A 26080-nucleotide genomic window follows, 5' to 3' on the forward strand; every position below is an offset into this window, starting at 1 on the left:
CGTCACAGTTGTTTTCTATGGGGAATTTATTTACCTTTGCCCGGCAAGTAATAACTCCTAATTATTTGCTATGCAACTCGATCCCCAAAAATTTATTGCCGAAGGACTCACATACGACGACGTATTACTGGTTCCCGCATACTCTGAAGTGCTTCCCCGTGATGTTGATACGGGTAGCTATTTAACAAAAAACATCAAAATAAATGTACCTGTGGTTTCAGCCGCAATGGATACCGTTACCGAAGCCGGCTTAGCTATTGCTATTGCCCAGGCAGGTGGTATAGGTATGCTCCATAAAAATATGAGCATCCAGCGCCAGGCTGAGGAGGTAAGCAAAGTAAAGCGTTCTGAAAGCGGGATGATACAGGATCCTGTAACCCTCCGTGCAAGTGCGGTGATCGCAGATGCTTTCCAAATCATGACAAAATATAAAATTGGTGGTATTCCGGTGATCGATAATGACAATAAGCTGGTAGGTATTATCACGAACAGGGATTTGCGTTTTCAAAAGGACATGCAGCGCCCGGTATCGGAGGTGATGACCAGCGAGAATTTAATTACTGTTCCTGAAGGCACCACCTTATTGCAGGCCGAAGAAATCCTGCAGGACTATAAAATTGAAAAATTACCTGTAGTGAATAATGAAGGCCGCCTTGCCGGTTTGATCACTTTTAAAGACATCCAGAAATATAAAAATTATCCGAAGGCCTGTAAAGATGAGCGTGGCAGATTACGGGTAGGCGCGGCGGTAGGCGTGGCTGCTGATAATATTGACCGTGTTGCTGCATTGGTTCAGGCAGGTGTGGATGTCGTTACCGTAGATACTGCACATGGACATTCCAAAGGCGTGATTGACATGGTGAAAGCCATTAAAGCAAGATTCCCTGAATTACAGGTGATCGCCGGAAATATTGCTACTGCAGATGCAGCAAGGGCATTGGCCGATGCAGGTGCAGATGCTGTAAAGGTCGGTATCGGGCCAGGATCAATTTGTACAACCAGGATTATTGCAGGTGTGGGAGTACCTCAGTTATATGCTGTTTATGAATGTGCGCAGGCACTTAAAGGTACAGGTATCCCTGTTATTGCCGATGGCGGTATCAAACAGACAGGTGATATTGTGAAAGCGCTGGCAGCGGGAGCAAGTGCCATCATGGCCGGATCCTTATTTGCAGGGGTGGAAGAATCACCGGGTGAGACGATTATATATGAAGGACGTAAATTTAAATCTTACCGCGGGATGGGTTCTGTTGAAGCCATGCAGCAGGGGTCTAAAGACCGTTACTTCCAGGATGAAGAGGATGTTGTGACCAAACTGGTTCCAGAAGGTATTGTTGGACGTGTTCCTTATAAAGGTACCCTTTCTGAAGTGATTTACCAGATGATTGGTGGCCTAAGGGCAGGGATGCATTATTGCGGATCGGCTACGATTGCTGATTTACAGGAAGCGAAATTTGTACGGATCACTGCAGCAGGAATGAGAGAAAGTCACCCCCACGATATTTCAATTACCAAAGAAGCACCAAATTATTCAAGATAATTTTGTTTAAATTAAGGAGGTATTTCAGCCCATTATACGGTATTGAAATACCTCCTTTTTTATTTACCCCAATTAAAAGACCCCAAATATCAATATGAAAGCAATCTGTGTATACTGCGGCGCTAACTTTAACGGAGACCCTGTTCTCCGGACAGCAATAGAAAATCTGGCTCAGGCATTTAAGGATCAGGATATACGGCTGGTTTATGGCGGAGGGAGTGTTGGCATCATGGGCATCATCGCAGACGAAGTATTGAAACGTGATGGTTTGGTGACCGGTGTGATCCCACAGTTCCTTCTCGATCTTGAAGTGGGCCATATGGAAGTGACTGAATTAATTGTAACGGAGAATATGCACCAGCGGAAGCAGAAGATGGCCGACCTAGCCGATGGATTTATTATTCTTCCCGGCGGTTTCGGAACGCTGGAGGAGTTTTTTGAAGTACTTACCTGGTTACAGCTTGGCCTTCACAATAAAGCCATAGGTGTATTGAATGTAGGTGGTTTCTATGATCACCTTTTTGCCCAGATGGATGTGATGGTGGCACAGCAACTGCTTAAGCCGAACAACAGGGCGCTGGTTCTCCAGTCGGCAGATCCTGTGGAACTGGTGGAAAAGATGAAGTCTTTTTCTGCAAAACCAGAGTCGGTATGGTTTAAAGACCGTGACCTGATTTAAGTAGATCCTCCCATATATTATACTGTTTTATCCTCTTATTTCACTGTGTATAACTTACAATAAGGTATATTTCGTACTATTATTTTTATTTCTCCTGTTCTGAAATTCGCTGGAATACTTCTATATTGCCTTCATGGACATCGAATTCAACAAAAATGAAGACATCAATAAGCAGCTTATTTACGAGGTAAAAATGAGGCTGAAGAAGATATATAATGGCGGTGGGGAAAAGAGTGCGGCTAAGCAAAAAGAAAAGGGCAAAATGCTTGCCCGGGAGCGGGTAGCCTACCTGCTGGACAAGGAGACGGAATTCCTGGAAATTGGTGCTTTCGCTGCGGAAGGCATGTATGCGGAGCAGGGGGGATGTCCTTCAGCGGGGGTGGTCTGCGGTATCGGAACTATTTCCGGCCGGCAATGCATGATTATTGCCAATGATGCCACAGTTAAAGCCGGCGCATGGTTTCCTATGACGGCCAAGAAAAATTTAAGGGCACAGGAAATTGCCATGGAAAACAGGTTGCCAGTGGTCTATCTGGTGGACAGTGCCGGTGTTTACCTGCCCATGCAGGATGAGATTTTTCCGGATAAGGAACACTTCGGCAGGATGTTCAGAAATAATGCGCTGATGTCTGCTGAAGGCATTGTCCAGATTTCAGCAATTATGGGCTCCTGTGTCGCTGGTGGTGCTTACCTGCCCATCATGAGTGATGAGGCAATGATTGTTGAAGGTACCGGATCTGTATTTCTTGCAGGTTCCTATCTGGTGAAATCGGCCATCGGCGAAGAAGTTGATAATGAAACCCTGGGCGGCGCGGCTACCCATTGTGAAATTTCCGGTGTAACCGATTATAAACATCCTAACGATCAGTCCTGTCTCGACAGTATAAAAAATATCATTGGCATGCTTGGTGAACCACAGTCGGCAGGCTTTAACCGTATTCCGGCGGCAATGCCAAAGCTGGATCCAAAGGAGATTTATGGTCTGTTGCCTGAAAACCGTGAGAAGCCATATGACATGCATGATATTATCCTGCGCCTGACGGATGATTCTGAATTTGAAGAATATAAAAAACAATATGGCCAGAGTATCCTCTGTGGCCTGGCCCGGATTGATGGATGGGCAGTAGGGATTGTGGCCAACCAGCGTAAGGTGGTGAAATCCAAAAAAGGGGAGATGCAGTTTGGAGGGGTGATTTATTCCGACAGTGCCGATAAATCGGCCCGGTTTATCATGAACTGTAACCAGAAAAAAATCCCGCTGGTCTTTCTGCAGGATGTAACAGGATTTATGGTAGGAAGCAGGTCTGAACAGGGGGGGATTATCAAAGATGGGGCTAAGATGGTCAATGCGGTAGCCAATTCTGTAGTGCCCAAGTTTACCATCGTGATCGGTAATTCTTATGGTGCCGGAAATTACGCCATGTGCGGTAAAGCTTATGATCCCCGGTTAATTTATGCCTGGCCAACAGCCAAAATTGCTGTAATGGGTGGTTCTCAGGCCGCCAAAACCCTGCTGCAAATTCAGGAGGCTTCCCTGAAAGCGAAAGGGGAAGAGATCACCCCGGAAAAGGAAGCCGCTTTGCTGAAGGAAATAACGGACCGGTATGATCGCCAGACTACTCCTTATTATGCGGCCTCAAGGCTTTGGGTGGATGGAATCATTGATCCGCTGGAGACCAGGAAAGTGATTTCCATGGGCATAGCGGCAGCAAACCAGTCGCCAATAAAAAGACAATTCAATGTCGGAATTATTCAGACCTAGTGCTTAAATTTGTACTTATCATGAAGAATAGTTTTATTGTTTTTCTCCTTCTTTTTATAGGACACAATAGTTTTGGCCAGGTGAAATCGGTCATGTTCGACAGAAAAGATCAGCTTACCCTTGATTCCGCACAGGCAGCAACCTATGCAGTTTTTGGTAAAGTGGAAGGAGACAGTTTGTATACCTTTAAAAAATTTGACTTTGAAGGCATCCTATTGGCTTCCGGAACTTTTAAAGATGACAGTCTGCAGGTGCCCCATGGGAAGTTTACATACTACAACTGGATTACGCCTGAGAATAATCCGGTCAACATGGATTTTGAAATCAATGGCCGGGAACGTTATATTGAATCTACCGGAACGTTTACCAATGGCCTGAAAACGGGTCGGTGGATCACCTTTTACCCCAACCGTGCCATGAAAGAAATTGCCACCTATAGTCAGGGTGTTTTACATGGTGCCTATCAGTCATTTAGTATCCATGGCAAGATCATCATTTCCGGACTCTTTGTCGCCGGGAAAAAGAATGGTACCTGGACATTAAACGGGGGGAAGCAGGAGAATGAATATGTAAATGACCAGCTGATCTCCACTTTAAAGGGAAAAAAACTTCGTGATAAACAGGTGAAAGGCAATAATATCAATTAAGGAAAAATATCTTTTTGCTGTTGACCGCTTTAAAATGTAATTTTGCATTCAATTAATAAACCTAACCGCTCTGAGACATATTCAACATATGTACTCTCCGCTTTTTAATAACAATATAATTTATGAATACGTCATATCAAGAAATAGAACATGTTCAATGCCTGATTATTGGTTCAGGACCTGCTGGATACACTGCCGCAATTTATGCAGCAAGGGCTGATTTAAAACCAGTGCTGTATACAGGAATGGAAGCTGGGGGACAGTTGACCCAAACTACAGATGTAGACAACTTTCCTGGGTATCCAAATGGAGTAATGGGACCGGTAATGATGGAAGATTTCCGTAAACAAGCGGAAAGGTTCGGTACTGATATCCGTTTTGGTTATGTAAGTTCGGTAGATTTTTCTGCCAGACCGCATAAGGTAGTGGTAGATGAAATCAAAACCATTACAGCAGATACGGTGATCATTTCTACGGGTGCTACCGCAAAATGGCTGGGTTTACCAAGTGAGTCGCATTACAATGGTTTCGGTGTATCTGCATGTGCGGTTTGTGATGGCTTCTTCTTTAAAAATCAGGATGTAGCGATTGTTGGTGCTGGTGATACAGCAGCCGAAGAAGCAACTTACCTGGCTAAATTGTGTAAAAAAGTTTACATGCTGGTGCGCAGGGATGAGTTCAGGGCTTCTAAAGCGATGGTTCACCGCGTGCTGAATACACCTAATATTGAGGTGATCTATAATTCTGAAGCGATTGAAGTTTTAGGAAACGGAAAAAATGTAACGGGCTTAAAAATCCATAACAATAAAACAGGGGAGGAGAGCGATATCGAAGTAGAAGGTTTCTTCGTTGCGATTGGTCACAAACCGAATACAGACATCTTTAAAGGATGGTTGGAAATGGATGAAACCGGTTACCTGAAAACTATTCCGGGAAGTACCAAAACCAATATCGAAGGTGTTTTTGCTTGTGGTGATGTACAGGACCACTATTATCGTCAGGCAGTTACTGCTGCGGGATCTGGTTGTATGGCAGCACTTGATGCTGAGCGTTACCTTGCAGCAAAGGAAGATGAAGTAAAAGTACTTTCCGAAGAGCAATAATTAATCTTCAACCTTCGGGTAAAAAATACAGGGCCGTATCATGATGCATGACCGGCCCTTTTTTATTGCTGGTGTTGTCAGGTATTTGGCAGGGTGATCTTTTTGCTTAGCTTGCCCATAAATCCGTAAATTCATTTACAGGGGTATTCACCAGTTGGTCATAATCCAGCGAAAGATCCAGGATCTTCTGTTGTTGCTTCTCAGGGAACCTTCTGGCCAGATTGATCCTGAATTTCTTTAACAGTTCAGGAATTCCTTCCACCCTGCGGCGGCCATGTCCAATAGGGTATTCCACGATTACCTCCTTTAAGGCAGTTCCATCATTAAAGGTAATGGTCAGTGCATTTGCAATAGACCGCTTTGCCGGATCATGGTAATCACTGGTAAACTGCGGATCTTCTACACATTCCATCTTGCCGCGCAAGACATCAATATTTGGATCAGCGGCAATATGATCTTCGTAATCAGCGGCAGTTAATCTTCCATAAAGCAAAGGGACAGCCACCATGTATTGAATACAGTGGTCCCTGTCGGCAGGATTGTCCAGCTTTCCTTTTTTGTCAATGATACGGATAGCGGCTTCGTGCGTACGGATAGTGATTCTTTTAATCTCTGCCGTTGTCCTTCCCAGCTTCGCCAGTTCTTCATGTAATGTCATCGCTGCTTCTACCGCAGTTTGTGAGTGGAATTCTGCCGGAAAGGATATTTTGAACAAGATGTTTTCCATGACATAGGAACCGTAATCGCGCTGGAATGTAAATTCGTTTCCTTTAAACAGTACCTCATAAAAACCCCAGGTTTTTGCAGTAAGCACGGATGGATAGCCCATTTCTCCTGTTTTGGCAATCAATGCCAACCGTACGGCACGGGAAGTGGCATCCCCGGCAGCCCATGATTTACGGCTTCCGGTATTTGGAGAATGCCGGTAGGTCCTTAGGGAATGGCCATCTACAAAAGCCAGTGAAACTGCATTCACCAACTCCTCGCGGGATAGTCCGATCAATTTCCCTACGACAGCTGTAGAGGCTATTTTTACCAGTATCACATGGTCCAAACCCACGCTGTTGAAGGAGTTTTCCAGGGCCAGCACACCCTGGATTTCATGTGCTTTGATCATCCCTTCCAGCACCACCTTCATGGTCAATGCCGGTTTTCCATTGGCCACAGCAGTGCGTGAAAGCCAATCGGCAGTAGCAAGAATACCACCCAGGTTATCCGAAGGATGTCCCCATTCCGCTGCCAGCCAGGTATCATTAAAATCCAGCCAGCGGATAATTGTTCCAATATTAAAGGCTGCCTGAATGGGATCCAGCTGAAAGGAAGTACCGGGTACCTTTGCTCCATTGGGAACGATGGTGCCCGGGACTACAGGTCCCAGTAACTTGGTACAGGCCGGATAGGTTAAAGCTTCAAGACCACATCCGAGGGTATCCAGCAAACAATATTGTGCTGTCTTCCAGGCCAGGTCATTGTTGATTTCATAGGTTAACACATAATCGACAATATCGGTTAAAACTTTGTCTGGTTGTGGTCTTTCGTTAGAGATATAGGATGACATTGCTGTATTTTTTTTGGTGTATATTGATTTAACGGTTTTCCATCGGAATAAAATTCCTGTTGTCGGGGCCTGTATACCTGGCACTCGGGCGGATGATTTTCCCATCCTGTCGTTGTTCAATGATATGGGCACTCCAGCCGGTAACCCTTGAGATGACGAAAAGAGGGGTGAACATAAGTGTGGGCACGCCCATCAGATGGTAAGAAACTGCGGAAAACCAATCCAGGTTGGCGAACATTTTTTTTCGTTCCCACATCAGGGTTTCCAAGCGTTCTGCAATATTATACAACATCATATCGCCGGTTTCTTCGGAAAGTTCCCTGGCTACCTTTTTAATCACCACATTTCTCGGGTCTGAAATGGTATAAACCGGATGACCAAAACCGATGATCACTTCCTTGTTTTCCAGGCGCTTTTGAATATCTGCAGCTGCTTCTTCCGGTGAGTTGTACCTGCTTTGAATATCATAGGCGACTTCATTTGCCCCTCCATGTTTCGGGCCACGTAAGGCGCCGATGGCTCCGGTAATGGCTGAATAAATGTCCGATCCTGTTCCGGCAATCACCCTGCCGGTAAAAGTAGAGGCATTAAACTCATGTTCTGCATACAGGTTCAGAGAAATTTGCATGGCATTAATCCAGGACTCCGAAGGCTTTCTTCCATGAAGCAGGTGTAAAAAATGAGCGCCTATGGAATCATCATCCGTCTCTACTTCTATAGTCTTTCCATTATGGGCATAATGATACCAATACAATAGGGCGGAACTGAAGCAGGCCAGCAATTTATCGGCAATATCCCTTGCTCCCGAAACATTATGGTCGTCTTTTTCCGGTTGTATACTGCCAATGGCAGAAACAGTGGAACGCATCACGTCCATTGGATGTGCTGCGGCTGGAATTTGTTGTAAAATATTTTTAACTGAATTGGGTAATCCCCTCAGTGACTTTAATTTGGTTTTGTAATTGATGAGCTGAGATTTGGTCGGTAAGGATCCGTAGATCAGCAAATAGGCTATTTCTTCAAATTCGGCTTTTTGGGATAAGTCGAGGATATTGTAACCTCTGTAATGTAAATCATTGCCACTTTTCCCCACGCTGCATATGGCAGTATGGCCTGCTTCAATACCAGAGAGGGCCACACTTTTTTTGCCCTTGAAGGCTGGAGTTTCCTGGTTATCTGTCATTTTTTTTGGTATTAAAGAGGTGATCTAATTTTTGCTCGTACGTATGGTAGGAAATACTTTTATAGAGTTCTTCCCTGGTTTGCATGGTCTGGAGTACCTGTTGTTGTGTCCCGTCCTTACGGATATGTGCATAGACATTTTCTGCCGCTTTATTGGCTGCGCGAAAGGCGGACAGGGGATATAAAACGAGTCCTACCCCGGCATCCCGGAGTTCATTGACAGTGTACATAGGGATCATGCCAAATTCGGTAATATTGGCCAGCACAGGAATCCCTGTGGCATCGACAAATTTTTGATAATACGTAAGGTCGGCTATAGCCTCTGCAAAAATGAAATCTGCTCCGGCTTCTTTATAAGCAACCGCTCTTTCCAGCGTTTTTTCAAGACCTTCTACTGCAAAAGCATCTGTCCGGGCACCGATTAGAAAATGTTCATCCGTTCTGGCATCAGCGGCAGATTTCAGACGGTCAACCATCTCTTCCTTGCTTACAATTTCTTTTCCGGGCCTGTGACCGCAACGTTTCGCACTTACCTGGTCTTCTATATGCAGTGCAGCAGCCCCTGCTTTAATCACAGATTTTATGGTGCGGGCAATGTTGAAGGCAGAAGGGCCAAAACCGGTATCGACATCCACCATAAGCGGTAAATCACATACTCCCGTAATGCGCTCAATATCGATGAGCACATCGTCTAAAGTGGTAATCCCCAAATCCGGAATTCCCAATGATCCTGCAGCAACGCCTCCTCCGGACAAATAAATAGCTTTAAATCCTGCCTGTTGAGCCAGCAGCGCATGATTGGCATTAATGGCCCCCACAATTTGAAGAGGAATTTCCTCTTTTAAAGCCTCCCGGAATTTCAAACCGGGGGATTTAAATTCTTTTGTTTGCATTGTCAGTTTATTACAGATTTATATTGGTTAAGCAGTTCTTTAGCTTTAATACAACCATTTCTATCCAGCTGTACTTCGGTAAAACCGATGCTGATGGATATCAGGTGTAAAAGAACAATAGGCAATTTAAAAAAATTAGGTGATAATAAAGTAGTTTACCCGGTATAGTTTTAATGAGGTAAAATTAAGGCGGTGTTAAAATGCGGTAAGTACGTATTTTGAAAAAATAAGTCTGATATATTTCTATCTATATGAAATTTGGTTAATTTTGAATAGTTAAGGTAAAATATGAAAGAGCTAAAGGAAAGATTAACTGGTTTAGAGAAGACAGTTTCAAGTCTTCTGGAGTTGGGGAGAAGTAATCATGCTGTTACCAATGCATTGGTAAAAATGGTCGATGAACGATTTACTAGGGTAGATGTACAATTCGATAAAATAGATGAACGATTTACTAGGGTAGATGTACAATTCGATAAAATAGATGAACGATTTACTAGGGTAGATGCACAATTCGATAAAATAAATGAGCGATTTACTTGTGTTGATGAACGATTTACTCGTGTTGATGAGCGATTCACTAAAATGGATGAAAGATTTGATCGTGTCGAATTTAGATTAGGAACCATCGAAAGCCAGGTAAATATTCTTACAATTGAAACAGCTTTTAAATTTGACCATTTAGCTGATAGGTTAGACAATCTAACTACTAGGTTAGACAATTTTGAAAATGAAACAACGTCTAATTTCGGTCATGTAGTTACCAGATTAGACAACCTAACTACTAGGTTAGACAATTTTGAAAATGAAACAACGTCTAATTTCGGTCATGTAGTTACCAGATTAGACAACCTAACTACTAGGTTAGACAATTTTGAAAATGAAACAACGTCTAATTTCCGTCATGTAGTTACCAGATTAGACAGTATAACTGTTGAATTATCAAAAATAGGAATAGCAACACGTTATGAGCAAAATTATCAGGACCTGGTAAGATTCGGCAACTTTAGGCCATAATTCATTATCAGCATTACTCTAGAGGTAAGGAAGAATTTAATAATTCTCTTCTGTGTTTTTATTCTGTTTAACGATTTTCAGCTTTTGCTCTAAGTAATTGGTTCTTTTCCGTTTGTCTTAGTGTTCTTTTTACACTAATTCAGATGATTTCGTGTTTTATTGTTTGTTTTAATCGGTTTAGCCTTTTTATTTTTATGTTTTTTTTATAGATTCACGAAATAGAATTCATAAAATAATTTTAATAGGCCTGTTTTGATAGAAAAAAGACTTGATTTAAGAGAGCTGTGGGATAGAATTACAAATGATGATGATACTAAAGCATTTGAGAGATTGTTTTTTATCTTAAATACAAAACTTATTAAATTTTGCGAGTTATATGTAAAGCAGAAAGAAGCCGCTGAAGAAATCGTGGCTGACGTATTTGTCAACATATGGTCGTCAAGAAAAGAGCTTTTGCATGTCCGTAATCCTCAAACCTATATTTTTATTTGTGTGAAAAACAGGGCACTGAACTATCTTAAAAAAGCAGGTAGTTTTGCTATTGTCCATCTTGATGATAGTTTAATGGAATTGACAGCTGCAGGCAATCCACAGGATGAGCTGGAGAAGAAAGAGTTGTTCTTTCAACTGGATCAGGCTATTGATAGTTTACCTCAGCAGTGTAAAGTAGTATTTCAGCTGGTCAAAGAAGAAGGGATGAAGTATAAAGAGGTATCAGAAATCCTGAATATTTCACATAAAACGGTGCAGGCACAGATTTTCCGAGCGATGAAAAAGCTCAGCAAAGAAATGAGCCCATATTTGTCGGCCAGAAACTTCATCTCTAAATTTCTTTAATCTATATTCTTTCTATTTTTTTCAATACCGGTTTACACCTCTTTGAACCTGCAGGCGGTTAAGATTATTTTCTCATCGCAGCTATTCTACTGATCTTTGTTTTTATCTCTTCTGCATAGTTGAGAATTATACAACAGTCGTAATTCTTTATTGACAACTGTTGTACATTAAAACTGCGCTTTGCTTTATTGAACTCTGGTATACCTGCACTGACAATTTATTTGATACATCCTACGTAATTTGTGGCATTGAGTTTCGCCTCACATAAAACTTTGGCATAATCGCTGAACTCCTCACAGCAGCTGTGGATCTCATTTATAAAAGGCTCCATTTCATTTCCTTTTTCCTTCTTCCAGGATCCCTGCATCAAAATGTGGTAATTAAAAATGTTCCTTTCGGTGATCTTTGGAATAAGGCCATCAAAATGCAGATCAATGCTATTGCAGAGGTCAAGCATTTGTTCCAGCGAATAGCCGCTGGGCGTATAGCCCAGGCATACAAAAATTAATCCCTCACAAATCTGTGTCAGGTTTTTGGTGTACAGTGGGATAGCAATATCAATATGGTGGTAATTGTGTAATGCGGAATGAAGGCTGGCCATCCCATTTTTATAACATTTATCCCAATATTTCCTGGTGGTGCTGCGGTCTTTTTCCTCATCGAAGTGGCCGGGATGGATAGGGGTTTTACCGATTTTGGTATGCACCAGTTTACCTTTTCTGACAATGGAATGGAAGAATCGGTTGTTGTGCTGCAAGGCTGTCTGTAATGCAGCGTGGGTTGACACAATGAGGGAGACCGTTACCTCCATATCTTTAATGTTATCCAGTTTGCCAATAAAATCGGGTAGCGGACAGTTGTTGGTAGTCACCACCAGCATATCAAAATGTATAGATGTCCTTTGTTCCATTCCAGGATCCGCAAATATAGATTTTGTGGTCTGCAGGGTGTTTCTTGTACCGAAGCAATACATACATTCGGTTGCCATTACCTCGTTAATGTAATTAATGGCCAATTGAAGTAATTTAGTTTGGATATTCATCTTCTTATGTTGTTAAATGATCAGTTTGTTATTTTGCGCATATTTAAATTCATGGTATGATGCATTTTAGGGGGCTTGACTCCTGTTTTGAGTCTCAGTTTTCCAGTAATGATGCGTCAAATCCGGTATAACACACCAATTTGACCAGGCATATTCCTTCTACCAGGGTAGTGAAATCGTCAACTATTTTTAGCAGATACTCAATAATTGGTTCTCTATCTTGTCCATATTTTCCCTTCCAGAAGCCTTGTATAAGCAATTGGTAATGGTAGCGGTCGGCTTCAGTAATTTTTGGGATAATCTGTTCAAAGCGTGGGTCTATACCCTGACACAGGTTTAACAGGTCTTTCAGTGTATAATTTTGGGGTTCATAACCCATCATGACATAAATCAGGAACAGGCAGGCGTGTTCCAGTTGCTTGCTGATGATGGGCACGCAGATGTGTGGTTTTTGGCTATCGTAAAGAATGCGGGCATTTAACGTTAGTTGTTCTTTACACGTCTTGCTGTATTCCAGCGTGAGTCTTTCATCAGCCTGCCTGTCAAAATTAACATCGTGGGTACTCCATGTTCTACCTTGTTCTTTTGCATCATGAACCCTATACATGGGATGGACTAGCCTATGGAAAAAGCGGTTATTCCCTTTGATGGCCTGCGTCACTTCTTCTATGGTATGGACAATGAGGGTACAGGTGATGGGGCGCGATACTTCCGGGAGTTTAAATTTAATTCGTTTACCTGGTTTAACCGGTTGATCACTGGCTGTGATTACCAGAAAATCATAGTGTACGGCGGAAGAATGTCTCTTAGGGAGGTTGGAAAACAGGGAAGCCGAGGCGGTTTTGTTTTTGCTGCTGCCAAAGCAGAAAATAGCTTCTGCCGCCAGGAGTTCTTTGATGTGGTTGGCTGCCAAACGCATCGTTGTAGAATTGTAGTCTATCATTGGATTGGGTATTTATTGTTCTGTAACCTAATTTTTGGGCATAGCAAGGCCATTGGGATCAAGTCCTTTTTTTTAAAGTATTGAAAATTACAGGAGGATTATACCTGAGCAACTGAATAAGTTGCCGTTTTAAGGGGATAATTCAAGGTGAGGGGTAATGGAGGAGACAGGCCGGTTAATTTAATAGGATGGTCGTAAATGAAGAAAAGTATGGCGTCTTCGGCAGATGGAGTAAGGAATTGAAAAGTGGCTGTAAGGATTTTCATTGTTTTAATTTTTTAAGGCATTAAAACAATGAAAACCTGGATGGGGCTTTTCAAAAATATGAAGGCTCCCCGTACGCTCAAGTACCCCCTAGGTGGGAAGAGAACATCGTTCTCTAAAACGTGCAGTACGGAGAGCGCCCATAGTTTCGTGCAGCCGCAAAGATACAGAAACAGGGCATTCTTTTCATCCGTAACTTTGCACGTTTTTCGATTCCTAGGTCTACTTGAACAAAGTTTCTATGATTAAATGCTGTTTACAATTTAACCGGGTAAATGGGCTTGTTGATCACCCAAATACCACATGGTAAATGTAAGTAAAAAAGTTTTTATGTTTCAAAATAAAATAAAAAATTTATTAATAATTATTTTTAGGTTGGTATTCTGTAATTTACAGCAGAATGCAAAAAGATGAAAAATGAAGGCTTACGACCATTTTTAAGGTGTTAAAAAGTACCCCAGAATTCTGTCCCAATGGCCTGCATTTTGAATGGCTAGGCTATTTCATGCGAACGGTCAGTACCTGTGGTTTTCTTTATGATTTCTCTTATTCTGCTAAAGGTTGATCATATTCAGTCGATTGTTTCGGTTTCTATGATGTTTTTAGCTCCTTCAGGCTCTTCAATAGGAAAAGATATATCTCTGACTGTTTAAACTTGTTAAAGCTGCTCTGTAGTCTTAAATTGTGTTTTTAATTTTTATTAAAACCTGGTTTTCGTTTGCAATTGGTGTACAAAAGATCAGGAGCGTGCTGAAACTTCTTGTACCGTCGTGCAGGTCGGTACGACCTGGCTGCGTGCTGAGTCCGACCTAGGTCCGACTAAAAACAACTAGTTGAAAAAGGTCGGACTCAGGTCGGACTCAGCACGCAGCTAACACGGACCTAACCCAACGCGTCTCCGTATGATGTCTTATCCTTGTCAACAGGTTTGTTAAATTTTTATATTTAAATCAATTTTAATTTTGTGCTATTATTAGGAAAATGAAAAGCTTATAAAGGATTTGTGTAACTTCTATGGTTGTTATATTTTTATAATAGATTTTATTTTATTTATAATAATAAAATTGTGTTCTATATGTGAATATTGTTGATTGTAAATCTGGAATAGATACAGGGTGCCAATCAAAGATTGGTTTCAGCTTACCATTTGGTGGTTAATGTTGCTGGACGAGCCCCGGAACGGGCGGTGACTTTCTCCAGGATGTTTTGGAAAGATTCAGATTCATGGAGTGCATGTCAAGATTTTATTTTAATCACCACCTTTCCTTTAGCACGGCCACTTTTTACATAAGCTAGTGCATCGTTCGTTTTTTCAAATGGGAATACTTTGTCCAGTACAGGTTTAATTATACCTGATTCGATGAGTTTGGTTATCTTGCTTAATTGTTTTCCCTGGGCTGTCATAAAAAGGAAGAAGAAATCAATATTTCTCTTTTTGGCCTTTTTCCGGGTGCTTAAACTGAAGAAAAAGAGTAAGATCCTGACAAACCACGGAGCGTTTACTTCTCTGGCGAAAACTGGTGTTGGTGGGCCAGAAATTGAAATAACTTTTCCACCCGGCTTTAATATGTTTATAGATTTATGAAGTGTTTGCTGATCCTGACTATTCAGCACCAGGTCGTAATGCTCCAGGATATCTTCAAAATTCTCATTTTTATAATCCACCAGAACATCCGCGCCTAGATTTTTCAGTATTTCAAAACTTTGTTTACTGGCTGTTGTGGCAACAGTTGCCCCTAAATGTTTTGCCAGTTGGATAGCAATAGTTCCAACTCCGCCTGAACCCGCCTGAATAAAAACTTTTTGACCTCTTTTTAGGTTACCTTTTTCTACCAAAGCCTGCCATGCCGTTAATGCAACGAGTGGAACAGAAGCAGCTTCTTCCATAGAGATGTTGGAAGGCTTTAATGCAGCATCGTTTTCATTGACTGCAATGTACTCGGCAAAAGTACCAATACGGAAATCGGCTGCACGTGCATAGATTTCATCCCCCATTTTAAATTTGGTTACATCCTTCCCAAGCCCTATGATAATCCCTGCAACATCATGTCCTAAAACGAGTGGCAGTTTGTAGGGCAAAATCAGCTTAAACTCACCTGTTTTTATCTTAGCATCCAAAAGATTTACGCCTGCAGCATGGACTTCCACCAGAACCTCATTGGCATTTAGTTGGGGAACAGGTAGCTCACTGAGTTTTAAGTCCTGGTGCTTACTATATTTTTCAATGGTAAATGCTCTCATACCAGTTGGTTTTTTGATTGGTTGTTAAGGAAATCCTTGTATATTTTTCTGGGATTCACAAGGTTAAAAGCTAATTTAGGAAAAAACCTGCTCATGATGTAAAGCAATTTAGTATCCCCTACACGGATGGTAAACTGGTCTTTTTCCATCCCTGAGATCAGTTCTTTCACCAATTGTTCCGGAGTCATTTTCTTGTCCTTTCTTTTTGCTGTCATTTCAGTTGCCACAACGGGAGGTAGCAATTCAAATACCTTTACATTACTGTTCAGGATCTCCAGGTTTTTTCTTAGTAATCGGGTGTAAAAACTCAGGGCCACCTTAGTGGCAGAATATGTTGGTTCTTCCAGTGCGGGTACAAGGCTCAGGATCGAGGTCGTATTGATGATTGCGCTATCTTTTCTCGACTTAAGCATATCCATAAACAGGTTATTCAGTCTGATCACTCCAAAATAATTCACATTCATCTCATAGCTTGCCTGTTCAAGGATTTTATCGCTGGATACGCCCAGATTGAGCGCCGGGCTCCCAACACCCGCATTATTGTATAAAATATCAATACCTCCCATGACACTTACCTGCCTAAAAAGGGATAATGCATCATCCTCATTTTCCACATCACTTCTGATCGCAATTAAAGATGGAATATCCTTTTCTGCAGCCTCGAGTTTTTGTTGATTTCTGCCCGTGATAATGACTTTTGCACCGATTGCTGAAAATTGTTTCGCTGCCTCCAATCCTATACCTGAGGCACCTCCGGTGATGAGGATAGTTTTTCCGTTTAAGTCCATGTCTTTTTTAATAAATAGGATTAATGGGCCGCCTGTTCGGTGAGAGGCTCCAGTAAAGCATGGATCCTTTTGGTTTCACCTACCGGCACTTCAAACTGATTGTTTGCTAGAGCCTGGAACAATTCATCGGCTACTTCTGAAGGTGGAATGCCGTTCGCACCACCGATTCCTGCTGAGAATTCGGTATTCACCAAAGGAGGATAGACTTCATATACATTTAACTGTTCATTTTCTGCAAATGTATCTCTCAAGCCTTGTGTATAGCTGTGTAGTGCAGCCTTGCTGGCAGAATAGGTAGGCAGATATTTATTTCCACGGAATACCGCTATCGAAGAGATGTTGACCACTGCCGCATCTTTTTGCCTTAAGAGCTGTGGCAAGACCCGCGAAGTAAAATCGATTACACTGATATAATTGGTGTTGATTTCCTGGTAAGCTTTTTCTGTGACATTGTTATTTGCATCGCCCAGATCGTTCATAAAGGCTGCTCCTGCATTATTTATCACAATATTCAGTTCCGGATGGTTTGCTGTTAATTCGTTCGCAATACGGATACGTTCGTCCGCTACCGATAGATCACCCTGCATGGCTACGGCATTATCCAATTCCTGTAATGCCTTTTGCAGGCGTTCTTCATTACGGCCGTTAATGATAATTTTGTTGCCTGCTGCACTTAGTTTTTTAGCGAAGGCCAGGCCAATGCCGGCACTGCCGCCACTGATGAATATGGTATTTCCTGTTGTTTTCATGATGTTGATATTTATTGAATTAAAAAATTAGTTTTGCTGATCAGTTAAAGTTGGATAATCGGTATATCCTTTTTCCCCTGGGGTGTAGAAGGTAGCTTGATCAGGAGTATTTAGAGGGGCATTGGCCCAAAAGCGTTCTACCAGATCGGGGTTTGCCAGAAAAGGGACACCAAAAGAAACCAAATCTGCATCACCATCATTTATTACTTTATTCGCTGTTTCTTTGTTGAAAGCCCGGTTGATAATGATTGTTCCTTTATAAAGAGGGCGGAAATGTTTAGCCACTTCCTGAATGGCCTCTGGGTTATTGGATACATCGGTAAACGGTTCAATCAAGTGAAGGTAAGCCAAATCATAATCGTTTAGTTTGGTGACAATATGGTTGTATAGCTCGATTGTTTCCTTATCAATCAAAATCCCCATAATTCCATGCAATGAAGGATTTAAGCGCAGACCTACACGTTTAAGATCAACAACTTCCTTCAGCTCGTCCAGTATTTCAAAAAGAATACGGGCACGGTTCTCTACTGATCCACCATATTCATCTTCACGTTTATTGGAATTCTGACTGAAAAACTGTTGCAGTAAATATCCATTGGCTCCATGTAATTCAATCCCGTCAAAGCCAGCCTCAAAAGCATTTATAGCACCTTGTTTAAAATCAGCTATTGTCTTTTTGATTTCCAGTACCGTCATGGCCTGCGGCTCTTCGGACATTTTAAAACCTTCAGCGGTAAAAACCTGTTGGTTTGGATTAACTGCGGAAGGAGCCAATGGTTTTTTTCCTCCATGCAAATCAGGATGCGAATAGGCACCGGTATGCCAAAGTTGTGCAAATATCTTTCCTCCATGTGTGTGTACCGCACTGGTGGTCAACTTCCATCCTTCAACCTGGTCCTTGCTGTAAATACCGGGTACATTCACTACGCCCACTGCCTGCGGACTAATGAATGTGCCTTCAGTAATAATCAATCCGGCAGAAGCACGTTGCCCATAGTATTGTGCCGTCAATTCTGTAGCCAGGTTTCCAGGATTGTTGGAGCGGCTGCGTGTCATAGGCGCCATGACCATTCGGTTCCCTAATTTTAGGGTACCGAGTGGATAGGGTTCAAAAATTTTGGTATTTAGCAAATTATCCATTTCTATTTTCATGTTTTATACTTTTTGGTCTATTTATGTTTGGTAATATACTTTTTGGTCTATTTTAGTGTAAAAAAATTATACAGTGTATTGGTTCAATTCAAATTTTAGGCTTTTAATCAGCCCGTGCATAGGTTTAATTGTGTCCATGACCCTGCACATTACAATTCCGCCTTCTATGGCGGCGACCATTTTGAAAGAAAAAATAACCGGATCCAGCTGATCTGAAAATTCTCCATTGTTAATCCCTTCCTGAAGCAATGCAGTAAGCTCTTGTTGACCGGCTCTGAATACTTTTGCAACCTTTTCCTTTAGAACGGGATAGTTATCATCAGCCTCAACGGCAGTATTGATTAAAGGACACCCACCAGGGATATAGGTATCGATAGGGTCTTTATAGAAATCCATAAAAGCAAATAACTTGGCCTTTGCAGATTTTCCTTTAGAAACAGCCAGCCGTATTTTATCTGAAAGCTTCTTCAATGACAACTCAATAACCTGTTCGGAAAGATCTTCTTTATTTTCAAAATGTCCATAGAGACACCCTTTTGTCAGCTTCGTAGCAGCAAGTACATCATCTATACTCACGCCGGATATTCCTTTTTCATTGTAAAGAGGACCTGCTGTTTCTAATATAAATTGCTTTGTTTTTTCCGCTTTCGTTAGCATTACGATTGAATTGGTGTTCAAATATACTAAAAAGTATATTTTTATGAAGTGGAAATGCGACGAATGGTTATTCATTACATTATACAGACACAAACTATATGTGAACAATTATCACATAGGAAATTGGTTTTTTATAATCATTTATCGACTGATTTGCCTGCATTAACTATAAAGTGTCCATTTTGCCAAATCTTTCGAATGTGTTTAGGAAGATGGTAGCCAATTCGGCCGACGTTTGTAACGTCACCCGCAATTCCAGTAAAATTATTTCCGAATGGCTCTGTAGAAGCCTCAAATTTGTTTTATTTCAGCTATAGGCGGCGACTCTAAAACCTATACTGCTGTTGGTACATGTGATTAAAGTTACCTTGTCTTTCAACTTCATGCGTTTGGAAACTTTTATGTTTCAAAATTTAACTGCTTTTTTTTCGGATTGCGATATGAGGCATTTGATACATTTTAAGAGATCACTTTCACTACAATTGCCACTTCAAATGGCTCTATCACTCAAAAAGTGGAATAGTGGTTCCTATATTCATTGTTTGATTGCAATCATTGACTTCATATGTTGTTTGATCGAGATGTCATTATTGAAGAAATATTTGAATTGAATAGTAAAAAAGCGGATGCATTTTCTTTATTTGTAGGTGACCTTGTCCTGTACTTAACCATGAAAAATATTTTTTACACTTTTGTTATTTTTGCATCCTTAACGCATTCTTCAATTAAGGCCCAGCAAGCCTATTTAACTGGGATCATTAAAAATGAAATCACGCAACAACCAATTGAACAATCTTCCTTAAAAATTAGTGACAAACAAATTGGCACTGTTAGTAATGCAGATGGAAAATTCATGTTACTGTATGCTGGTATTCAGGAGACAGATAGTTTGAAAATTAGTTGTATGGGTTATCAGACTAAAGTTTTTTCAATAGCAAACCTCCAATCCAACCCAAATCAGGCTATCTATTTAAAACCAGTATCCTTTAATCTGACTGAAGTTGCCATTCATTCCCTTTCCATACCCGAGATTTTAAAGAAGGCAATAGATTTTACCGATTCACTAATCCCGGTTGAAGATAATCTAGGGGCCTACTATAAGGAATTTGCCTATCTGGATGAAAAGCTTTATAAATACGCAGACGCCGCAGTGCAATATAAAATAGACCATAAAGACAGGAAGACAAAACTCAGGATGAATATTGTAGAATCCAGAATTAAGAAAGATTCAGTTACGGAAGAAAACAAATGGAAATCTGAGGTTGAAACATTAATAAGTCCGGACCAGGCTCTGAAAGATTATTACAGTCTCCAATACCTTAATAAGTTAGTTCAGCCTAAACAACTGCACAAATACACGTATACCATCCAGTCGTATGGGGATCTTTCAAAGATCACTGTTAATCCAAAAACTGAAGTACATCAATATCTGCCAAATGCTGTTGTTTATATTAATACCCTAACCAATAGAGTCATGCAGGTGGAGTATGGTTACCTTACCCATTTAAAGTACATGCCAAAAGTTAATCTGATTTTTATCGCCTACTCTTGTGAGAAAAATAGTATGCTTGGGATTTACAGCGATGGTGATATTCCACTTTTAAGGTACTGCAGGGTTAAGCAGGATATCAGGTTTAAATTGGGCAAAAAACAAGGGCTTTTGGGATCTGTAGCAGAGGTATTAATTCATAATAACAATGTACCCGAACAAACAGAAAAAGGGGGTGATTCCTATAAGAAGAGTACTTTATTTAGAAATGGGAATCGTTTTTCAGATGACTTCTGGTATAAGTACAATACGATCTTACCAACTGGTAAAGAATTAAAAATATTGTCGCTGTAATCTCCACCTCCAGATACTAATCGCAATACAGGATTATTTTTAATAAGACGGTTAGAGATAGAACCGTTACTAAAAGGAATGTTTAAGAATCAAACAATGAACAGAGTTTAATCCAGGTCACAAAAAGCGGCATTTGCCGCTTTTTGTGACCTGGTAATGAACAATGATATTACAGCTTATTTTAATGCGTAGTTCAGGTAACCGCCATCCACAACGATTTCTGTTCCTGTAATAAAACTTGCGGCATCAGAAGCCAGGAATAAGACTGTTTTTGCAATTTCATCAGGATCACCAATCCTTTGCAGTGCGGTCGCACCAGCCAGATACTCTTTTGCTTCTAAGGGCACAGCGTTTTCTAAACCAGGTGTTAAAATAGGTCCAGGGCTAACGACGTTGACACGGATTTTTCTTCCCGCCAGTTCATTTGCCGAAATTTGGGCAATTTTATTCAATGCTCCTTTGGTTGCAGAATATACGCTGGCTCCGGAATTTGCAGCGGTGGCTACCGTTGAGGAAGTGAACACTACCGCTGCTCCATCTGCCAGGTGGGGGAGTAATTTTTGCAAGGTGAAGAAATGGCCTTTGACATTGGTATTGAATTGTGCATCAAAATTTGCCTCAGTTACTTTTTCTATTGGCTCGAATGTCGCAATTCCTGCATTCAGGAAAAGGACATCTAATTTGCTTCCGCTATCTGCAACTGCTTTTTCCAGGATCGAAATGTCTTCAAGTTTTGAAGTGTCCGATACGACAGTAAACAATTTTGGGTCGTTGATCTCTGCGTTTGCTTTTTGCAGGTTTTCGGCATTTCTTCCTGTAATCCAAACGTTTGCACCCGCGCTGATAAATGCTTTTGCTGTGGCCAGACCTATTCCGGTAGTTCCACCTGTAATGACTACATTTTTATTGGTAAAATCCATGATTGTATTTTTTTAATGTTTATGGTGCAAAGTTAGCACAGGTAAAATAATTTAGGTTACTTTGTAACGAAAAGTAACAGTAACTTTCGGGTAACAAAGTAACTTATGACGGAAAATGAATGCCAATTAGGGCACAAAAAAGAGATTATGGCCGTCCACGATGCGATGGACGTTTTGAACGGGAAATGGAAAATCTCCATCATTTCTTCAATTTGTTATTATAACAAAAGAAGATTTTCTGATATTCTGAATGATGTACAGGGGATATCCAACAAAATGTTGAGTAAAGAATTAAAGGAGCTGGAGATCAATAAACTGATAAAGCGAACGGTGTTAGCTACTCAGCCTATAGCTGTGCAATACCAGTTAACTGAATATGGTATAACGTTGAAGACCATTATCAATAACCTGGCAGAATGGGGGATAGAACACCGTAAAGTAATTACTGGTAAATAGAATTGATCATGAGTCAGTGGTATCCCATAAGAGATTCTTATTGGCAACTGTAAGCGCTATGAGGTGAAGGCAAAGGGGAAGATTAGTCTTTTAATAATCTCCAATAGATCATTTCATCGTCCATCTTTATGATGCTGAAATTGAGCAAAGACAGTATCTTTTGTGACCCCAAGTTGTCAGTGAGGCAATTTGCAGTAATTGACCTGACTTCTTGTTGCTGAAAGGCCCATTTCAAAATTCCGGTGGCTGCTTCAAGGGCAAATCCCTTCTTGCGTTCTTTTGTAATTATACCGTATCCAAGATCTACCTCTCCATTCTCATTGGGAATGCCCTTGAATCCAATATCTCCGATCAATAAATTGGTATTTTTTTCTATGATCATCCAGGACTCAAATCCGGAAGGTTGGTTTACCTTAACCAGGTTTTTAATGATTCTAGGCAAGGTGTCCAGGGTTTCCGGATCCGGCCATCCGCTGCCAGGATAAATTCCCATACCGGCAATAGTCCCAAAAACGTTGGATAGTGACTCTATACAGATGTCCATTGTGAAAGGAAGCAGCGTTAATCTAGTGGTCTGAATATTGAGTTGCATACGTGTGATCAAAGATAATTGCAAAAAATCAATTAATTAGATTCTTATGTTATGACCTGCAGGAACACAAGAGCTATTGATTGAGTATGTTTTGGAGAGGATTTAAAAATAGTTAAATATGTGACTGATGCATTGTGGTGTGCTAACCATAAGGTTATGGCGCCAGTTAACACAAACTTTGTTAAGTGTCAAGTGGATATCTATAATAAGTGTCGAAAATGACGTTGTACTTATCTTTGACTTTATTGACAGAAATACATATTTTAGGAAAAAAATAATTTGATCAAATTAATACCAATACAATTCGATGGGAAACTTAAGGGAGGGTCAACCAAACCTTGGAGTATTTCATGTATTGACGAAAATGATCCTGATATAAAATTGATTCCCTGTGTGGTTAAATTATTTACACCAAATAACGTAGCACAGAGCTGTCATATCGCAAAGGAATTTATTTGTTTGAGCTGGCTAGAGAGTTTGACTGGATACTCCAGAAAGCTATATTATAGATCTCAATGACCCCGAATTCAGAAGCACACTGGATCCTGTAGACTTAGAAGAGCTGAAAGGCAAATATCAGGGGGCAACATTTTGTAGCAAACTTGTCAATGCCAGTCTGGTAAATGAGGATCTCAAAAAATCTACCTTTAATATCTGGGACTGTGCAACATTATTTGCCTTTGATTGCATGATCATGAATGCAGATAGAGGAGGTCATCATAACAAGGCTAACTTATTGCTTGATGATGATGGATTTATACTAATTGACCATGAGCTCTGTCTTCATTTTATTGATGGTGACTCTGAGCGCGCTTATCAAGCAATTTTAGATGAGTTTAAAGACAATAAGTGGCCACAAACCTACAATCACCATCTCTTCTACTCGAAACTGAAATCCTATAGAGGGCAGAAGAGACCCCTTTTTGATACATTTAAAGAGTACCTAGGCAGAATGGACGTAAATAAAATCGAATTATTGATTGAAGAACTTAAGAGGTCAGGTATCAATGTCGGTGGAAGTGATCGATTAATTCAGTATCTTTATTACCTCAAACAGAATTCCAATAAATATTGTTTGATAATGTTAAGTCTGATCGCATGATAAAAGGAACCTATCAATATGCTTTATTGCAATACCACCACTCGCAGTTGCTAGGGGAGATATTGAATATCGGTCTTGTTGCATATTTTCCTCAGTACAAGAGATTAGAATTTATATTTCCTGAAAAACTTATTAGATTAAAATATGCCTATCCGAATGTTCCTGAGAGAACTATAAAGTCTTATTTCAGGTATTTTCAGGAGCGTGTGAATACATTAAATAAAACTCCACATTTGTTCTACGATCATGATATGGGGAACGGATTCCAGCAATTTTTAGAAAAAGAATTTCTGGCACCTGATGCGTCAGCATTGCAGTTTGGAAATTATCGCAATTCAGTGCTTTACACTCCAGAAATTCAAAAGATTACTGATCAACTTTATAACCTGTATTTTTCCGTATTTCAAATTCAAGATAGCAACACAGAAAAAGTAGATGAGTCCATCTTACTTAGAAAATACAAAAAATTTTTAGGTAAATTTCTGAATAATGATCAATCATTAAATAAGACAAGTAATATTTATTTGGACTATGCGATACGCCCTAATGCCAGTGCTTCTATTAGATTTGATATTGCATGGAAAGAACATGCAAATACACATTTGGTAAAGCCTGTTAGCTTTGATCTCCAAAGACCCGAATCCATTCAAAGGAAAGCATGGCAATACTTTGGACAGTTCGAGGATCTTCAAGAGTTTGCCACCCAGAATGGCTACCTATTTGATGTAATTCTAGCTAAGCCCAAATCAAAGGATTTGTTTAAGCCTTATGAAAACGCAATCCGTCTTCTTGGAAAACCCAATAGGGTAAATCTAGTTGAGTTTGATAATCTGCAGAGCTATTCTCAACATACAATGGAGTCAATCCTCGATCAATAAAATTGTTATAATTTCTTGCCCTGAATCCCCACTATTATATTCTGAATTCCTGTTAATTCCAATTTTATTTTCAAAGCTTGTAAGCATTTGACTCCTTGATATTGTCTTTATACCAAATGACCAGGAATACAGACGAATTAATCAATGGACAAGGATAGGTTTTTAGAGCTGCTGACTAAAGAACTTTCGGGCGAGATCTCGGAAATGGAAAGGAGTGAATTGATCTATCTGAGGGGAGAGGACAGTTATGATAAAGAGCAGGAAGATTTACTGAGGGAGTATTGGTTGGGTGGCCATAAAAAAAGCTATGACAGTATGGCTTTATTTAAGACCATCCAGGAGAGGATCGGCAGGGGCGAATCTGGTGAGGATAAAGCCGGAGAGCAGGAGTCGACAGACGATGAAGAGGATCCCTACCGGGAATCAAAACGAGACACCTGGATAAATAGGATGGCTACTGCTGTATTGCTTGCTTTTTGTGGATTTATTGTTTACAACAGCTATTTCACCTACAGAACGGAATTGCTCATTAAAGAAACTTCGAAAGGAGTGAGGTCTGTTTTTACCCTGGCTGATGGAACTGAAGTCCGATTAAATGCAGATAGCAAACTGGAATACCCGGCAAACTTTTCTGACACTACCAGGGATGTATTCCTGACAGGAGAGGCATTTTTCGATGTAAGTAAGGATAAAGCACATCCATTTATCATCCATACCAAAGATATGAACGTTAAAGTAGTGGGAACAACATTTAACGTCAAGGCTTATGCAAATGAAAACCTAACTGAAACAACTTTACTGACCGGTGCGATCACGGTAACGCTGAATGATTTGTCCAGGAAACAGATCAGGTTAAAGCCAACGCAGAAACTGGTGGTGAACAATAGCCGTAAAGGCCCTAAGATCGTCAGCCTTTCTGAGGGAAAAATTAAAGCTTCCATGGGACAGCTTACGTATTATCCGGGGCAGAAAACCATCGTGGAGACTTCATGGACAGAAAATAAACTGGTCTTTAAGAATGAAGGTTTTCCTGCACTGGCCAGAAGTATGGAAAGATGGTATAATGTAGAGTTTAAGTTTGAAAATGAACAGGTAAGACAATTGAGGTTTACCGGTATCATTGAAAAGGAAAACCTCAATGAAGCACTTAAGGCACTGCAACTGACAGAAACATTTCATTACAACATCAGTAATTCCGTAGTGAGGATATTTTAAAAGAAGAATACAAAACAAAACTA

At 40.6% G+C, this 26080-nt stretch carries 25 protein-coding genes; 12 read left to right on the forward strand and 13 right to left on the reverse strand.

Annotated features, from left to right (window positions below):
* The first annotated feature begins 70 nt into the window (after positions 1–70).
* The 5 genes from guaB to trxB all read left to right on the forward strand — a co-directional run bounded on the left by guaB (position 71) and on the right by trxB (position 5731).
* On the forward strand, positions 71–1540 hold the full coding sequence (gene guaB / locus ACSBL2_RS07395) for an IMP dehydrogenase (RefSeq protein WP_442591038.1): 1470 nt from the start codon (positions 71–73) through the stop codon (positions 1538–1540).
* 94 nt (positions 1541–1634) lie between these two features.
* Complete coding sequence (locus ACSBL2_RS07400) at positions 1635–2219, forward strand: TIGR00730 family Rossman fold protein (protein ID WP_442591039.1); 585 nt, start codon at positions 1635–1637, stop codon at positions 2217–2219.
* A gap of 133 nt (positions 2220–2352) precedes the next feature.
* Positions 2353–3981: an acyl-CoA carboxylase subunit beta gene (locus tag ACSBL2_RS07405; RefSeq protein WP_442591040.1), complete on the forward strand. Its 1629-nt coding sequence runs from the start codon at positions 2353–2355 to the stop codon at positions 3979–3981.
* 20 nt (positions 3982–4001) lie between these two features.
* A complete protein-coding gene (locus ACSBL2_RS07410; protein ID WP_442591041.1) occupies positions 4002–4628 on the forward strand; it encodes a toxin-antitoxin system YwqK family antitoxin in 627 nt (208 codons plus the stop codon).
* 122 nt (positions 4629–4750) lie between these two features.
* The gene (gene trxB, locus ACSBL2_RS07415; protein WP_442591042.1) at positions 4751–5731 is read left to right on the forward strand and encodes a thioredoxin-disulfide reductase; all 981 of its coding nucleotides are present in this window, start codon (positions 4751–4753) and stop codon (positions 5729–5731) included.
* 106 nt (positions 5732–5837) lie between these two features.
* Here the strand turns inward: trxB and ACSBL2_RS07420 are convergent, their stop codons facing one another.
* Genes ACSBL2_RS07420 through prpB form a run of 3 tightly spaced genes read right to left on the reverse strand, consistent with a single transcriptional unit; the run spans position 5838 to position 9364 of the window.
* Positions 5838–7289 (reverse strand): bifunctional 2-methylcitrate dehydratase/aconitate hydratase, encoded by a 1452-nt coding sequence (locus ACSBL2_RS07420; protein WP_442591043.1) that lies wholly within the window; start codon positions 7287–7289, stop codon positions 5838–5840.
* A 28-nt stretch (positions 7290–7317) separates the two neighbouring features.
* A complete protein-coding gene (gene prpC / locus ACSBL2_RS07425) occupies positions 7318–8472 on the reverse strand; it encodes a bifunctional 2-methylcitrate synthase/citrate synthase (RefSeq protein WP_442591044.1) in 1155 nt (384 codons plus the stop codon).
* Positions 8462–9364, reverse strand: a complete 903-nt coding sequence (gene prpB, locus ACSBL2_RS07430) for a methylisocitrate lyase (protein ID WP_442591045.1) — start codon at positions 9362–9364, stop codon at positions 8462–8464. The genes prpC and prpB overlap by 11 nt, the downstream gene beginning before the upstream one ends.
* A 288-nt stretch (positions 9365–9652) precedes the next feature.
* Here prpB and ACSBL2_RS07435 point away from each other — a divergent pair, with 288 nt between their 5' ends.
* Together ACSBL2_RS07435 and ACSBL2_RS07440 are read left to right on the forward strand one after the other, a co-directional pair.
* Positions 9653–10378, forward strand: a complete 726-nt coding sequence (locus ACSBL2_RS07435; protein ID WP_442591046.1) for a hypothetical protein — start codon at positions 9653–9655, stop codon at positions 10376–10378.
* A 252-nt stretch (positions 10379–10630) separates the two neighbouring features.
* Positions 10631–11215, forward strand: a complete 585-nt coding sequence (locus ACSBL2_RS07440; RefSeq protein WP_442591047.1) for an RNA polymerase sigma-70 factor — start codon at positions 10631–10633, stop codon at positions 11213–11215.
* A gap of 217 nt (positions 11216–11432) precedes the next feature.
* Here ACSBL2_RS07440 and ACSBL2_RS07445 read toward each other — a convergent pair whose 3' ends face one another.
* From ACSBL2_RS07445 to ACSBL2_RS07480, 8 genes are all read right to left on the reverse strand, one after another.
* Entirely contained in the window at positions 11433–12257 is an 825-nt protein-coding gene (locus ACSBL2_RS07445) for a hypothetical protein (protein WP_442591048.1), read from the reverse strand.
* 94 nt (positions 12258–12351) lie between these two features.
* A complete protein-coding gene (locus tag ACSBL2_RS07450) occupies positions 12352–13200 on the reverse strand; it encodes a hypothetical protein (protein ID WP_442591049.1) in 849 nt (282 codons plus the stop codon).
* A 98-nt stretch (positions 13201–13298) separates the two neighbouring features.
* Positions 13299–13466, reverse strand: a complete 168-nt coding sequence (locus ACSBL2_RS07455; protein WP_442591050.1) for a hypothetical protein — start codon at positions 13464–13466, stop codon at positions 13299–13301.
* A 1234-nt stretch (positions 13467–14700) separates the two neighbouring features.
* Entirely contained in the window at positions 14701–15705 is a 1005-nt protein-coding gene (locus ACSBL2_RS07460) for an NADP-dependent oxidoreductase (RefSeq protein WP_442591051.1), read from the reverse strand.
* The gene (locus tag ACSBL2_RS07465; RefSeq protein ID WP_442591052.1) at positions 15702–16493 is read right to left on the reverse strand and encodes an SDR family oxidoreductase; all 792 of its coding nucleotides are present in this window, start codon (positions 16491–16493) and stop codon (positions 15702–15704) included. The genes ACSBL2_RS07460 and ACSBL2_RS07465 overlap by 4 nt, the downstream gene beginning before the upstream one ends.
* Before the next feature lie 20 nt (positions 16494–16513).
* Entirely contained in the window at positions 16514–17242 is a 729-nt protein-coding gene (locus ACSBL2_RS07470) for an SDR family oxidoreductase (RefSeq protein ID WP_442591053.1), read from the reverse strand.
* Positions 17243–17269: 27 nt separating this feature from the next.
* Complete coding sequence (locus ACSBL2_RS07475; protein WP_442591054.1) at positions 17270–18394, reverse strand: alkene reductase; 1125 nt, start codon at positions 18392–18394, stop codon at positions 17270–17272.
* 66 nt (positions 18395–18460) lie between these two features.
* Positions 18461–19051 (reverse strand): TetR/AcrR family transcriptional regulator, encoded by a 591-nt coding sequence (locus tag ACSBL2_RS07480; RefSeq protein WP_442591055.1) that lies wholly within the window; start codon positions 19049–19051, stop codon positions 18461–18463.
* 565 nt (positions 19052–19616) lie between these two features.
* On the opposite strand from ACSBL2_RS07480, the gene ACSBL2_RS07485 reads away from it, so the two are divergent.
* Complete coding sequence (locus ACSBL2_RS07485; protein WP_442591056.1) at positions 19617–20894, forward strand: carboxypeptidase-like regulatory domain-containing protein; 1278 nt, start codon at positions 19617–19619, stop codon at positions 20892–20894.
* Between the two features lie 176 nt (positions 20895–21070).
* On the opposite strand, the gene ACSBL2_RS07490 is transcribed toward ACSBL2_RS07485, so the two are convergent.
* Positions 21071–21814 carry an SDR family oxidoreductase gene (locus ACSBL2_RS07490; RefSeq protein WP_442591057.1) on the reverse strand — a complete coding sequence of 248 codons (744 nt, stop codon included), beginning with the start codon at positions 21812–21814 and terminating at the stop codon, positions 21071–21073.
* Positions 21815–21961: 147 nt separating this feature from the next.
* Between ACSBL2_RS07490 and ACSBL2_RS07495 the strand changes: the two genes are divergently transcribed.
* On the forward strand, positions 21962–22270 hold the full coding sequence (locus ACSBL2_RS07495; protein ID WP_442591058.1) for a winged helix-turn-helix transcriptional regulator: 309 nt from the start codon (positions 21962–21964) through the stop codon (positions 22268–22270).
* 82 nt (positions 22271–22352) lie between these two features.
* On the opposite strand, the gene ACSBL2_RS07500 is transcribed toward ACSBL2_RS07495, so the two are convergent.
* Entirely contained in the window at positions 22353–22862 is a 510-nt protein-coding gene (locus ACSBL2_RS07500; protein ID WP_442591059.1) for a GNAT family N-acetyltransferase, read from the reverse strand.
* Positions 22863–23556: 694 nt separating this feature from the next.
* Between ACSBL2_RS07500 and ACSBL2_RS07505 the strand changes: the two genes are divergently transcribed.
* The 3 genes from ACSBL2_RS07505 to ACSBL2_RS07515 all read left to right on the forward strand — a co-directional run bounded on the left by ACSBL2_RS07505 (position 23557) and on the right by ACSBL2_RS07515 (position 26057).
* Positions 23557–23964, forward strand: a complete 408-nt coding sequence (locus tag ACSBL2_RS07505; RefSeq protein ID WP_442591060.1) for a hypothetical protein — start codon at positions 23557–23559, stop codon at positions 23962–23964.
* The gene (locus tag ACSBL2_RS07510) at positions 23961–24842 is read left to right on the forward strand and encodes a hypothetical protein (protein ID WP_442591061.1); all 882 of its coding nucleotides are present in this window, start codon (positions 23961–23963) and stop codon (positions 24840–24842) included. Before ACSBL2_RS07505 ends, ACSBL2_RS07510 begins: the two co-directional genes overlap by 4 nt.
* Before the next feature lie 144 nt (positions 24843–24986).
* A complete protein-coding gene (locus ACSBL2_RS07515) occupies positions 24987–26057 on the forward strand; it encodes a FecR family protein (protein WP_442591062.1) in 1071 nt (356 codons plus the stop codon).
* Positions 26058–26080: the final 23 nt, after the last annotated feature.

The organism is Pedobacter sp. AW31-3R, from assembly GCF_052180285.1.
GTDB lineage: Bacteria > Bacteroidota > Bacteroidia > Sphingobacteriales > Sphingobacteriaceae > Pedobacter.